The organism is Polaromonas sp. YR568, from assembly GCF_943372955.1.
Taxonomy (GTDB): Bacteria; Pseudomonadota; Gammaproteobacteria; order Burkholderiales; family Burkholderiaceae_C; genus Polaromonas.
On record NZ_CALSAL010000002.1, the window covers coordinates 425,949 to 439,465 of the forward strand.

The following is a 13,517-nucleotide window of genomic DNA, read 5'->3' on the forward strand; positions in this document are numbered from 1 at the left end:
CCCCGCCTCAGGACGGCTCGGCCAGCAATTTGTCCAGCACCAGAGGCAGCGTGAAGTAAAACGTCGCGCCCTGCCCCGGCGCCCCTTCGGCCCACATGCGCCCACCGTGCCGGCGGATGATGCGCATCGATGTCGCCAGACCAATCCCCGTTCCTTCGAACTCTCCCGGTGAGTGCAGCCGCTGGAACGAACCGAACAGTTTGTCGATGTAGGCCATGTCAAAGCCGGCGCCGTTGTCACGCACAAAGAACGTGATGGCGCCGTCTGCCACCGGCAGTTTGTTGATCTCGATCTTCACGTCGCGGGTGCGCCCGGTGAACTTCCATGCGTTGCCGATCAGGTTTTCCAGCACCTGCCGCAGCAGGGTCGGGTCACCGATGGCGGTCAGGTCTGCACCGATCCGCACTTCCACCTCACGCCCGGGGTCGCGCTCACGGCAGGCTTGCACCACCAGCTGTGCGATTTCCCCCAGATCCACCTGATGAACCTTCACCTCGGTCCGGGAGACATGGGCCAGCGACAACAGTCCGTCGGTGATGTGGCCCATCTGCACCACACCGGCACGGATACGGCTAAGGTAGTGCGCGCAGCGCGCAGCGACATCGTCGCCCACCGCCTTTTGCAGCAGATGACTGAACCCGTGAATGGAGCTCAAGGGTGCGCGCAGGTCATGGGCCACCGAGTATGAAAAGGCTTCCAGTTCGTGATTGGCCGCCTCCAGCTGGGCGGTGCGTCTTGACACCCGGTCTTCGAGGTCGGCATTCAGGGCCTGAATCTCGGCCTCTGCCTGCTTGCGGATGGTCACATCACGCAGAAAGATGTTGATGCACGACTCGCCGTCCTGGCTGAGGTGGTGCGACAGTGACAGCTCGCATTCAAAAAGCGAGCCATCCCTGCGCTGCATGGTAGCCTCGCCGCGCGCCTGCCCGTGCCGCAAGGCCTGAACCAGATAGCCGCTGAAACGCGGGTCCTGCGGGTCGGCAAGCCCGGTGCGCGCCTGCTGGCGAATTTCATCCTGCGTCATGGCGAACAGCTTGCACGCCGCCGGGTTGGCGTACAGTACCGAGCCGTCGGCCAGCGCCTGCAGAATGCCTTCCAGGCTGTTGTCGAACAGGTGGCGGAAGTTCTCTTCGCTGGCCCGCAAGGCCATCAGGGTGGCCTGTTTCTCGGATGTATCGATTTGCGTGCCGGACATCAGCTGCGGCTTGCCACTGCGCGTCCATGACGAGACCTTGCCGCGGTCCATCACCCAGACCCACTGTCCATCCTTGTGACGGATGCGGTTCTCGCACTCGAAGTACTCGGTCTCGCCGATGAAGTGGCGATTGAGCGCCACCTCCATGCGGATCAGGTCGTCCGGATGAACCAGCTCACGCCAGGTCTTGGCGTTCAGGGGCCCCAAGGACTCCAGCGTATGGCCAATCATGGCGGCCCAGCGTTCATCGAGGAACAGCTCGCCGGTCTGCACCTGCCAGACCCAGGTGCCGGCATTGGTACCCTCCACAATGTTCACAAGGCGCTGGCGTTCGCGCGCCAGATCCACCGTCATCTGGTGCGCCAGCGCCAGCGCCCGCACCCGACCGGTCAACAACAGCCACGCACTGAAGGCCATCGCACAGCTGAGCAGGATGCCCACGCCGCCCACAATGAACGGAATGGCGGTGAACACCTGCGCCTCAAATACAGGGGTGGTGCTGGTGCGCAGGGTGAGCTGGCGCCCACCAATGCCGATGATGGTGGACGCGCTGAACTTGCGCGGTGGCTCCGCGCTGGCGCCCCCCAGCCCCTGCACGCGGCTGAGGTGTTTGTCGGCATCAAACAGCAGCCGTTCAAGACTGTCGCCAGGCCCCTGCACGCCGTCGTACAGCTCGAAATCAACCTCCCCTTGCGCCGACTCCATCAGATGCGGCATCAGATCATCAATCGCCACCGTCGCCCGCAGCACGCCCACCAGGCTGGCGGCGCGGTCAGCCGCACTGCGCGGTTCCGCATCCCGCCTGTACACCGGCAGCAGATACTCCAGCGCCTGCACGGTGCGGCCGTTTTCAGTCAGGGCGACGCGGCCGGTCAGCGTTTCCTCACCGGTGGCAATCGCCCGCCCCATCGCTGCCATGCGGTCGGCGTCGCCGGTGATGTCCAGACCGATCAGCTTGCCGAAGCGCTCAGAGGGCTCCATGAACTTGATGAGTTGCAGCTCAGCGGCCTGCTGGTCGTTCTGGACAGCAAAGCCGGGCCAGCCATCGCGCTTCTGCGCCGCCACAAAGCGCGGCAAATCCGCACGCGGCACGCGCTCAATGAACCCGAAGTTGCGAACGGGTGGATCGCCACTGACCAAGCGGCTGGAGTCCACATAAGCCCGGAACTCCTCGCGCTCGACCGATGCACTGGCAGCGTACACGCCTGCTGCGCCCTTGACGCCGTTGAAGGGCAGACTGAGCTGCTGCCGCATGTCGGCCTCTATGCGCTCAACCCGCCGGTCAAAACGCGCGCGCGCTTTGTTGTCGATGTCCTGATGCAGCCAGAGAGACAAGGCCGATGTCGCACCCAGACCCGCCACCAGCAGCAAGGTCGTGACAACGCGGGTCGAACGAAAATCTTCGTCGTAGAGACTCTCGCCAGCCGCCAGGTAACTGGACAGGGCTTTCATGGGCAGCGGTCAGGTTGAAAGGCCGAAGTTTAGCCGAGCCCCTACATTCCGCCATGCGGGGAAGCACCCCGCTACCCACCCCGGAAAATGGGCTAGATCGCCACCAGCTGGCGCACGCCGTTGGCTTCCATGTCTTTGCCAGCGCCACGCGCAATGAACTCGCCGCGCTCCATCACCAGGTAGTCGTCTGCCAGCTCCTGTGCAAAGTCGTAGTACTGCTCCACCAGCAGGATGGCCATGTCGCCCCGGTCAGCCAGCATGCGGATGACGCGGCCAATGTCCTTGATGATGCTGGGCTGGATGCCTTCGGTCGGCTCATCAAGAATCAGCAACTTGGGCTTGGCCGCCAGCGCCCGCGCAATCGCCAGTTGCTGCTGCTGCCCGCCCGACAGGTCACCGCCACGGCGGCTGAGCATCTGCTTGAGAACGGGGAACAGTTCGTACAGCTCAGCCGGAATCGGCGTACTCGCGCTTTTATAGGCCAAGCCCATGCGCAGATTCTCTTCGACAGTCAGCCGCGCAAAGATCTCGCGGCCCTGCGGCACAAATCCGATGCCAGCGCGGGCACGCTCATAGGGAGTGGCGCCCTGTATCTGCTCGCCGTCAAATTCAATGGTGCCGGTCTTGATGGGCACCAAGCCCATCAGCGACTTGAGCAAGGTGGTCTTGCCCACACCGTTGCGGCCGAGCAGGACGGTGACCTTGCCGAGGGTGGATTCGAGGCTCACATCGCGCAGGATGTGGGAGCCGCCGTAGTATTGGTTGATGTTTTTTACCTGGAGCATGAACTGCCTCCGTCGGGTAGCTCTCTTGCGAAACTGGTTCTTGCTCCGGTGGAAGCGTTTTCTGCCAAGACCTGCTGGCCGGGGGTTGCCCGGCGGCAACTCACTTTTCTTTGCTTCGCCAAAGAAAAGTAAGCAAAAGAAAGGCGACCCTGGTGCCTGCGTCCCCTGCGCTGCGCTACGGGGCAACCTGCGGTGCTCGGTTCAGGCGGGGGCTGGCTAAACTCGCTTCGCTCAGACAACGCCAGCCCTGATCCGCCTGAACCTGCGCTCCTCGGCGCATTCACAAGGGGTGGGAAAAAGAGGAATACAAAAGACAAATACCGAACTTCCCAAGGACACGCAGCGGCGTATCCTTGTTGTACTGGCTTCCGTTCCCGCTTGTCCCGTGTGGCTGGGCTGAGCAGCGCAGATGGAGGCGGGATCAGGGCCGCAGTTGTTTGAGCCGCAGGCGAGTTCTGCGGACCCCCGCCGGAGTCGAGCAGCGCAGGTTGCCCGTAGCGCAGCGAAGGGACCCAGACTTCGGGTCGCCTTTTCTTTGGTGACTTTCTTTTGGCGAAGCAAAAGAAAGTTACTTGCCGCCGGGCAACCCCCGGCCAGCAACACCCAGCGATGGAAAAGCCGACATGACAAGACCCGACTTCGACAAACGCAGCCCGAACGGACAAAAGCCTACCTTCCAAGATACACCTCAATCACCCGCTCATCCGCCTGCACCTGATCCAACGTCCCCTGCGCCAGCACGGAGCCATCGCAAAGCACCGTCACGATCTCGGAGATGGTCTTGATGAAGCTCATGTCGTGCTCCACCACCATCAGCGAATGCTTGCCCTTGAGCGACAGGAAGAGTTCCGCCGTACGCGCGGTTTCCTCGTCGGTCATGCCGGCCACCGGTTCGTCGAGCAGAAGCAGCTTGGGGTCTTGCATCAGCAGCATGCCGATTTCAAGCCACTGTTTCTGCCCATGGCTCAGATTGCCCGCCAGGCGGCTCACGCTGTCAGCCAGGTGAATCGTCACCAGCATCTCGGCGAGGCGGTCGCTCTGTGCGGAGTCGAGCTTGAAGAACATCGACGCCGCCACACCCTTGTTGGTCTTGAGTGCCAGTTCGAGGTTCTCAAACACGGTCAAGTGCTCGAACACCGTGGGCTTCTGGAACTTGCGTCCAATGCCTAGCTGCGCGATTTCTGATTCCTTGTGGCGCAGCAGATCAATGGTGCTGCCGAAGTACACCGTGCCCTCGTCGGGGCGGGTCTTGCCGGTGATGATGTCCATCATCGTGGTCTTGCCGGCACCGTTGGGGCCGATGATGCAGCGCAGCTCACCGGGCGCGATGTCCAGGCTCAGCTTGTTGATGGCCTTGAAGCCGTCAAAGCTTACGCTGACATCTTCCAGGTAAAGAATCCGGCCATGGGTGGTGTCCACGACACCCGGCGCAGCGGCCACGCGCGAAAACCCGGCACTGCGGCCACCCGATTCGGTGTTGCTACGGCTTTTTTCCAGCGCGAGCATGTGCTCCTGCACACGGCGCGCACCCTGCTCCAGAAGGTCTGGCGTCATCGCTTCAACCCCTTGCGCAGCTTTCTGAACAGACCAATCACCCCATCCGGCAGGAACAGCGTGACCAGAATGAACAGCATGCCGAGGAAATACAGCCAAAACTCGGGGTAGGCCACGGTGAGCCAGCTCTTGGCGCCGTTGACGAGGAAGGCACCGACGATGGGGCCAATCAGCGTGGCGCGCCCACCCACCGCCGCCCAGATGGCGATCTCGATCGAGTTGGCCGGGCTCATCTCGCCCGGGTTGATGATGCCAACCTGCGGCACATAAAGCGCACCGGCCACGCCGCACATCACTGCTGAAATGACCCAGATGGTGAGCTTGTAGCCCAGCGGGTTGTAGCCCGAAAACATGACGCGCGTTTCTGCATCACGAATGGCCTGCAGCACGCGGCCGAACTTGCTGCCCACCAGCCACCGGGCAAACAGGAAGAAGCCCAGCAGCGTGAGACCAGTCGTCACAAACAGCACCATGCGCATCGATGGTGTGGCAATCGGGATGTCGAGGATGCGCTTGAAATCGGTGAAACCGTTGTTGCCGCCGAATCCCGTCTCGTTGCGGAAGAACAGCAGCATCGCGGCGAAGGTCATGGCCTGCGTGATGATGGAGAAGTACACGCCCTTGATGCGCGAGCGGAACGCGAAATAGCCAAACACCAGAGCCACCAGCCCGGGCACCAGCACGATGAGGAACAGCGTCGCGACAAAGCTGTCGCTGAAAGTCCAGTGCCACGGCAGCTCTTTCCAGTCGAGAAACACCATGAAGTCGGGCAGGTCGCTCTTGTAATTGCCGTCGCGGCCGATCTGGCGCATGAGGTACATGCCCATGCTGTAACCACCCAGCGCAAAAAAGAGCCCGTGCCCCAGTGACAGGATGCCGGTGTAGCCCCAGATCAGGTCCATCGCCAGCGCGCAGATGGCGTAGCACATGATCTTGCCCAGCAGCGCCACCATGTAGGTGCTCATGTGGAAAGGGCTACTTTCAGGCACCCACAGGTTGAGCACGGGCGCCACTGCGCAGACGGTGATCAGCGCGATGAAGAAGGCACTCCAGCCGGTGCGTGTCAGCAGCGGTTGGCGTGTGGGCAGGGAAATTTTCTGCATCTCGCGTCGCATCTCAGGCAAATGACCTCAGGCCAGAAACGCCGCAGAACCGACTCAACCGGGCTGCTGGCGTTGCCCCCTTTAGGAGAGAGGACGCCACACGAAGTGGGCAAGCCACGGGGATGTTCATGCTTCCCGCCCTTTCATCGCAAAAATGCCCTGCGGCCGCTTCTGGATGAAGATGATGATGAGCACCAGCACGGCAATCTTGGCCAGCACGGCGCCCGTCCAGCCTTCGAGAAACTTGTTGAGGATGCCGAGACCCAGGGCCGCGTACACCGTGCCCGCCAGCTGGCCGACACCGCCCAGCACCACCACCATGAAGGAATCGACGATGTAGCCCTGCCCCAGATCCGGCCCCACATTACCGACCTGGCTGAGCGCACAGCCCGCCAGCCCGGCAATGCCGGAACCGAGCGCGAAGGCATAGGTATCGACGCGCGCGGTGTTCACCCCCATGCATGAGGCAATCGGCCGGTTCTGCGTGACGCCGCGCACAAACAGGCCCAGGCGTGTCTTGCTGATCAACCACGCCATGCCCAGCAGCACCGCAATCGCGAAGCCGATGATCACCAGGCGGTTGTAGGGCAGCGACAGGTTGCCCAGCACCTGCACGCCACCACTCATCCACACCGGGTTCTCCACACCGACGTTCTGCGCGCCGAAGATGGATCGCACCAGCTGCTGCAGCATCAGGCTGATGCCCCAGGTCGCCAAAAGTGTTTCAAGCGGCCGGCCGTAGAGAAAGCGGATCACACTGCGTTCCAGACCAGCGCCCATCAGGGCCGAGGCCATGAAGGCCACGGGCACGGCGGCCAGCAGGTACCAATCAAAGTAACCGGGCAGGTATTTCTGGAACACGCCCTGCACCACATAGGTGGCGTAGGCGCCAATCATCATCAGTTCGCCATGCGCCATGTTGATGACACCCATCAACCCGTAGGTGATGGCCAGGCCCAGCGCCACAAGCAGCAGGATGCTACCCAGGCTGATGCCGCTGAAAATCGCACCCAGCTTCTCACCCCAGGCCAGCGAGGCCTGCACCTTGGCGAGCGACGCCTGCAGGGTGACCTTCACGTCAGGGTCGGTCTCGACCGCCAGCCGCTCAATCAACACGGTTTTGGTGATGGGGTTGTTGCTGCTGGCGAGCGAAGCCGCCGCTTCGAGCCGCTTGGCCTTGTCCGGACTGCCGAGCAAAATGGCTGCACGCACCCGCTCCAGTTGCGCCTTGAGGGCGGGCGAGGTCTCGGAGGCCAGCGCCTTCTCAATCAGCGGCAGGCGGGCTTCGTCGCTCTCGCCGGCCAGTGTCTTCACTGCATCAGCGCGCACCTTCTCGTCTGGCGAGAACAACTTAAGCACGGCGAGCGCCGTGTCAAGCTCGCTGCGCATCAGATTGGGATTGATCACATCTTCCGCGTCGGCGGGCAGTGGCACTTCAGCCCCAGTGACTGGGTCAAAGGCCTTGTCGTCCTTCACGACAAACACCTTGTCGTCCTTGACCTTCACCGCGTCGTCGGCCAGCGCCTGGATGAAGGCGGCGATTTTGTCGTCCGCCTGCGCAGCGGCCTTGTTCAGCGCTTCAACCCGCGCCTCAGTCTCTCCGATGGCCATGCCCCTGACCTCGTCCGCCGTCAGCGCGTGGGCGTGAATGGCGATGGGCAGGGTGAAGAGGAAAAGGAGATGGCGAAAGGGCATGTGACAAGAACCTGTAGGTTGGGCACAGCACACAGATTGCCCGTGTACATGCCCAGACTGCAACTTCCTAAAGGACAGGATAGACCCCGGATTGACTGCGGGACCCCAGTCCAAGACGCCCAAAGGCGTCAAGACTGGAAGAAGCGTAGCGAGCGGACCGAGGTGGGGCTTGAGGAGCGGAACGGTACACCAGTACCGTGAGCACCGCAGAGCCCCAGATCGGTTCGCGCAGTAGCTTCTTACTTCTTTACGGGCTCGTCGGGTTTCTTGTCGTTACCCTCGATGTACGGACTCCATGGCTTGGCCTTCACCGGACCAGGCGTCTTCCACACCACGTTGAACTGGCCGTCTGCCTTGATCTCGCCGATGAAGACGGACTTGTGCAGGTGGTGGTTCTTCTCATCCATCTTGCTCACGATGCCCGAGGGTGCCTTGAAGGTCTGGCCAGCCATGGCGGCGATTACCTTGTCGGTGTCGGTGGACTTGGCCTTCTCGACGGCCTGCTTCCACATGTTGATGCCGATGTAGGTGGCTTCCATCGGGTCGTTGGTCAAAGGCTTGTCGGAGCCAGGCAGTTTTTTGGCTTTGGCGTAGTCGGACCACTTCTTGATGAACTCGGTGTTGGCCGGGCTCTTGATCGACTGAAAGTAGTTCCATGCAGCCAGGTGGCCGACCAGCGGCTTGGTATCCACACCGCGCAGCTCTTCCTCGCCAACCGAGAAAGCAACCACAGGCACGTCTTTGGCCTTCAGACCCGCGTTGCCCAGCTCCTTGTAGAAAGGCACGTTGGAATCACCGTTGATGGTAGACACCACGGCCGTCTTGCCACCCTGGCTGAACTTCTTGATGTCCGCCACGATGGTCTGGTAATCGCTGTGGCCGAAGGGGGTGTATTTCTCGTCGATGTCGGTGTCCTTCACGCCCTTGCTCTTGAGATAGGCGCGCAGGATCTTGTTGGTGGTGCGGGGGTACACATAGTCGGTACCCAGCAGCACCCAGCGCTTGGCGCCACCGCCGGCCTTGCTCATCAGGTAATCCACAGCGGGAATGGCCTGCTGGTTGGGCGCGGCGCCGGTGTAGAACACGTTCTTGGACAGCTCTTCACCCTCGTACTGCACAGGGTAGAACAGCAGGCCGTTCATTTCTTCCACGACAGGCAGCACCGACTTGCGGGACACCGACGTCCAGCAGCCGAAGATGACGGCCACCTTGTCCTGGCCCAGCAGTTGCTTGGTCTTTTCGGCGAACAGCGGCCAGTTGGAGGCCGGGTCGACCACCACGGGTTCGAGCTTCTTGCCGAGCACGCCGCCCTTGGCATTGATCTCTTCGATCGCCATCAGCACGGTGTCTTTCAGCGTGGTCTCGGAAATGGCCATGGTGCCCGACAGGCTGTGCAGCACGCCCACCTTGATGGTGTTCTGGGCAAAGGCTGGCACAGCACCGAGGCTGGCCAGCGCGACGGCGGCAGTCATGGCCTTGAGGGTGAATCGACGTGAATTCGAACGTTGCATAGGGTTCTCCGTGAGGTGGCGACAGGTTGGGGACGCATTTCGCTGCGCAGAAGCCCAAACGGCGGCTTTTACCCAGCGATGAGTCGATTCTGGGTACCGGGAGAAGATTGGGAAATACGCCGGGTGGCGTATGGGGACGTGGTGTGCCAGTTCCGCCGCAGACGGCAGGCACAGGTCGAACGCCGGCTCACGAAAGCCGAATCAGGCCGTCGGCAGATTCAGGACTTGACCAGCCGCCACATCAAAAACGTACCCAGCACCGCATTGCCCACCGCAAAGCACGCCAGCACCACGCTGACGAAAACACTCAGGGTGTGGGTGTTGGCGATCCAGCCGAGGATGGCGGAGAGCAGGTTGAGCACCACCATCATCCAGAACAGGGGATTGCGCGGCTGGTACAGGCGAGTGAGTTTCATGTTGAATCAGCGTCTGAAAAGGTGGCCAAAGCAGGTCGAACAACCCTGTGCAGTCAACGGTAGAAGGCTTCGACCTTGCCTTTGAGCTTGATCAGCAGCGGATGGCCCTTGCGGTCCAGCGTCTTGCCTGCCGGTACCTTGACCCAGCCTTCGCTGATGCAGTACTCCTCGACATCGTGGCGCTCCTTGTCATTGAGGCGAATGCCAACCTCATGCTCGAACACGGCGGCCACATGGTGCGGGCTGCGCGGGTCGCACGACAGGTGGTCGGGCAGCGTGGGGCGCTGGGGGGCTTCAGGTGCAGTTTGGGTGGAGGTCGGTGTGGTGGTGTCGTTCATGGCGCAATCAGTTCGGTTGGATGTCAATAGTTCTGATTTTCCATGATTCACGGCACTCCTGGCCCTGCGAGCGCGGCGCCGACGGATTGCAAAGAAGCGTTTCATCCCGCGCGCTTTGTGTAAAGCGAGGCAACAGGGTGCAAGAAGGCTGGTCATGCCAGTGCCAATCGCGTTCAATCAGGTCATGAAACACCATTCGCTCACCACTCGCGCGCAGCCTGTACCGCCCACTCACCTGCTTCGCGCTCACACCGGGGGCCTGTTGCTGCTGGCTGCGGTGGCCTGGCTGGCGGCAAACCTGGCACACGCGCAGGCGCCTGCAGAGCCTGCGGCCACAGCTGCAACAACCCCCACTGTGGCCGCGACCAGCACCCCGCGCTACAGCACACAGGACATCGAACGCGCCTTCAGCTTCATGGACAAAAACCGCGACCGCAAGGTCAGCCGGGACGAAGCCTCCAACTTCCGCGGTGTCTCCAAATACTTTGACCGAGCCGATACCGACAAGGACAGCCATCTCTCACCCGAAGAGTTCAAGCAGGCCCTGAACAAGTCCTGACCCATCGCCTGACCCATCGCCAGATCGGCCGCTGATCTCCAGCGAAATCACGGACGGCCGCAGGCTGGCTGGCACAAACGGTGCGCTACCATGGCCGCACCCGCCAGCCACCCGGGGCCTGCCTGATTGAACTACCTCGTTGCCGTTCGCGCCCTGTGCAATTTCACCGCCAAACACGGTGATCTGGACCTGCGCTTCACACCCTCTCCTTCCGCGCAGGAAGGCATTGCGGGGCATTTGCTGGTGGCCTCACGCCGGTCGGGCAGCTACCAGTCTGAAGTCAGCCTGCAGGGCGACTACAAGACCCTGACGGTGCGCGGCCGTGCCGACGGCTATGACCCTGAGCAAAACCGGCTGGAAGAGGTCAAAACCTACCGCGGCGACCTGCACGCCATGGCCGACAACCGGCGCCATCTGCACTGGGCGCAGCTGAAGATTTACGGATGGCTGCTGTGTGCCGACAAGGACCTGGAAACCATTGAACTGTCGCTGGTGTACTTCGACGTGGCCAGCCTGCAGGAAACGCCACTGACCAAGCACTACACCGCGCATGAACTGAAGCAGTACTTTGAAGCGCAGTGCGAACGCTTTCTGGCCTGGGCCGAGCAGGAAATGGCCCATCGGCAGGCACGCGACGCCGCACTGTCCGCGCTGACCTTTCCGCATGCAGACTTCCGGCCTGGTCAGCGCGCACTGGCCGAGGCCGTCTACAAAACCACGATGGCGGGGCGCTGCCTGATGGCACAGGCGCCCACCGGCATCGGCAAAACCATTGGCACGGTGTTCCCGCTGCTCAAGGCCGCACCGGGGCGGCAGCTCGACAAGCTGTTCTTCCTGGCCGCCAAAACGCCCGGGCGCCAGCTGGCGCTGGATGCGCTGGAACGCATTCAGTCGTACAACTCCAACGCAAATCCGTCACCTCCAGCATTGCATCGCCTGCCACTGCGCGTGCTCGAACTGGTGGCACGCGACAAGTCATGTGAACATCCCGACAAGGCCTGCCATGGCGACGCCTGCCCGCTGGCCAAAGGTTTTTACGATCGTCTGCCCGAAGCGCGCAGTGCCGCCGTGGCCCACGCTGCATTGCAAGGCCCGCTGGACAAAGCCGCCCTGCGGCGCGTGGCGCTGAGCCACAGCGTGTGCCCCTATTACCTGAGCCAGGAGCTGGCGGTATGGACCGACGTGGTGGTGGGCGACTACAACTATTACTTCGACAGCAGCGCCCTGCTCTACAGCCTGACCACCGCGCACCAGTGGCGTGTGGGCGTGCTGGTCGATGAGGCGCATAACCTAGTGGAGCGCGGCCGCAAGATGTACTCCGCACGGCTCGACCAGACGCAGCTGCAGCAGGTGTACGCCACCGCTCCGCGCGCGGTAAAGAGCGCACTGCAGCGCCTCAACAAGAGCTTGCACGAACTGCACCAGACCCAAGTTGCCCCCTACGTGGTGCATGCCGAACTGCCCACGTCCTTCCTCAAAGTGCTGCAGCAGACCCTGACGCAGATCACCGACTTTCTGGTGGCCAACCCGACACGGGTCGATGCCGCGCTGCAGGGCTTCTACTTCGAAGCACTGCAGTTCTCACGCATGGCTGATGCCTTTGCGGAACGCTCGCTGTTTGACATCACCTTGCAGGGCGATGACTCCGCGGATGGGGAGCTGCAGCAACCCGGGCAAGACGCCTTCGCGGCAGGGCCCGGCGCAGCAGTACTGAACATCCGCAACGTGGTGCCGGCCACCTTTCTGGCACCCCGCTTCAACGCAGCGCAGGCGGTGACGCTGTTCTCGGCGACACTGAGCCCGCAGACCTATCACCACGACCTGCTGGGTCTGCCTGCCAGCGCCGCGTGGATTGACGTCGCCTCGCCATTCACGCACCAGCAGCTGCGGGTATCGGTGGTGAGCAATGTCTCCACACGCTACGCGCACCGGGGCGACTCACTGGCGCCGATTGCGGATCTCATGGTACGCCAGTACGCACAGCAGCCGGGCAATTACCTTGCCTTTGCGAGCAGCTACGACTACCTGCTACAGCTGGCAGCCATGCTGCAGCAGCGCCACCCGCAGATTCCGCAGTGGACGCAGACACGCGGCATGGAAGAGCGCGCCCGCGATGCCTTTCTGGCGCGCTTCACGCCCACATCACAAGGTATTGGCTTCGCGGTGTTGGGTGGCCCGTTCGCCGAAGGAATTGACCTGCCGGGTGCACGCCTGATTGGTGCCTTCATCGCCACGCTGGGCCTGCCGCAGATCAACCCGGTGAACGAGCAGATCCGGGAGCGCATGGCGGCCAACTTCAACGCCAGTCTGGCGCATGACTACACCTATCTTTACCCCGGCCTGCAGAAAGTGGTGCAGGCCGCCGGTCGGGTGATCCGCACCACCTCAGACCGCGGGGTGGTGTACCTGATGGACGACCGCTTCACGCGGGCTGAAGTGCAGGCGCTGTTCCCGCGCTGGTGGCAGGTTGAGCGGCTGCAGGCTAGACGCGGCTATTTGGCGCCCGCCTGATCGGTGGCCTAGTGTGACGAATCAGGCGGCAAGTGCCTGCTTGGCATCAAACAGTGCCGCCTGCGCCCGGCTCTCAGCGCGCGGGCCGTACTGCAGATCGGGGCCGACCAGCCGCTGCAGCTCACCATAGCCCGCAGCCAGCGCCGTGTCGTAAGCCGGGAAGGTGATGTCAGAGACGGCGAGAGACTCGAACGCCTGCGTGCGCAGGCCGCGCTCCAGCAGGCGCCAGCGGAATTCGCCGGGGGCTGATTCTTCGACAGTCAGTGCCAGGGAGCGCAGGGGATCGATCAGCTGTGCGCTCGCAAGCGTGGAATGGTTCATGGACCGGTATCCTTCAGGGGAAATGACAGGGCTGGTGCACTGCAACACACGCATACAGCGTGCCAAAGCGCAGCAAA

Annotated in this window: 11 protein-coding genes; 2 read left to right on the plus strand and 9 right to left on the minus strand. The window is 62.4% G+C overall.

The features are described from left to right. Positions 1-7 precede the first annotated feature (7 nt). From AAG793_RS07905 to AAG793_RS07940, 8 genes are all read right to left on the minus strand, one after another. Positions 8-2,647: a CHASE domain-containing protein gene (locus AAG793_RS07905; protein ID WP_341906457.1), complete on the minus strand. Its 2,640-nt coding sequence runs from the start codon at positions 2,645-2,647 to the stop codon at positions 8-10. A 92-nt stretch (positions 2,648-2,739) separates the two neighbouring features. Then, positions 2,740-3,432, minus strand: coding sequence for an urea ABC transporter ATP-binding subunit UrtE (gene urtE / locus AAG793_RS07910; RefSeq protein WP_341906459.1), 693 nt, complete (start codon positions 3,430-3,432; stop codon positions 2,740-2,742). A gap of 669 nt (positions 3,433-4,101) precedes the next feature. After that, positions 4,102-4,986: an urea ABC transporter ATP-binding protein UrtD gene (gene urtD / locus AAG793_RS07915; RefSeq protein WP_341906462.1), complete on the minus strand. Its 885-nt coding sequence runs from the start codon at positions 4,984-4,986 to the stop codon at positions 4,102-4,104. After that, on the minus strand, positions 4,983-6,089 hold the full coding sequence (gene urtC, locus AAG793_RS07920; protein WP_341906464.1) for an urea ABC transporter permease subunit UrtC: 1,107 nt from the start codon (positions 6,087-6,089) through the stop codon (positions 4,983-4,985). Before urtC ends, urtD begins: the two co-directional genes overlap by 4 nt. Before the next feature lie 126 nt (positions 6,090-6,215). After that, the gene (gene urtB / locus AAG793_RS07925; RefSeq protein ID WP_341906466.1) at positions 6,216-7,784 is read right to left on the minus strand and encodes an urea ABC transporter permease subunit UrtB; all 1,569 of its coding nucleotides are present in this window, start codon (positions 7,782-7,784) and stop codon (positions 6,216-6,218) included. A 239-nt stretch (positions 7,785-8,023) separates the two neighbouring features. Then, positions 8,024-9,295 carry an urea ABC transporter substrate-binding protein gene (gene urtA / locus AAG793_RS07930; RefSeq protein ID WP_341906469.1) on the minus strand — a complete coding sequence of 424 codons (1,272 nt, stop codon included), beginning with the start codon at positions 9,293-9,295 and terminating at the stop codon, positions 8,024-8,026. Positions 9,296-9,513: 218 nt separating this feature from the next. Continuing rightward, positions 9,514-9,711, minus strand: a complete 198-nt coding sequence (locus AAG793_RS07935) for a hypothetical protein (RefSeq protein ID WP_341906471.1) — start codon at positions 9,709-9,711, stop codon at positions 9,514-9,516. Positions 9,712-9,764: 53 nt separating this feature from the next. Then, on the minus strand, positions 9,765-10,049 hold the full coding sequence (locus tag AAG793_RS07940) for a DUF3297 family protein (RefSeq protein WP_341906472.1): 285 nt from the start codon (positions 10,047-10,049) through the stop codon (positions 9,765-9,767). A gap of 154 nt (positions 10,050-10,203) precedes the next feature. On the opposite strand from AAG793_RS07940, the gene AAG793_RS07945 reads away from it, so the two are divergent. Both AAG793_RS07945 and AAG793_RS07950 read left to right on the plus strand, forming a co-directional pair. Beyond that, entirely contained in the window at positions 10,204-10,608 is a 405-nt protein-coding gene (locus tag AAG793_RS07945; protein WP_341906474.1) for a hypothetical protein, read from the plus strand. Between the two features lie 126 nt (positions 10,609-10,734). Beyond that, on the plus strand, positions 10,735-13,119 hold the full coding sequence (locus AAG793_RS07950; protein WP_341906476.1) for an ATP-dependent DNA helicase: 2,385 nt from the start codon (positions 10,735-10,737) through the stop codon (positions 13,117-13,119). A gap of 21 nt (positions 13,120-13,140) precedes the next feature. Here the strand turns inward: AAG793_RS07950 and AAG793_RS07955 are convergent, their stop codons facing one another. Beyond that, positions 13,141-13,440, minus strand: coding sequence for a hypothetical protein (locus AAG793_RS07955; RefSeq protein ID WP_341906478.1), 300 nt, complete (start codon positions 13,438-13,440; stop codon positions 13,141-13,143). Between the last annotated feature and the right edge of the window lie 77 nt (positions 13,441-13,517).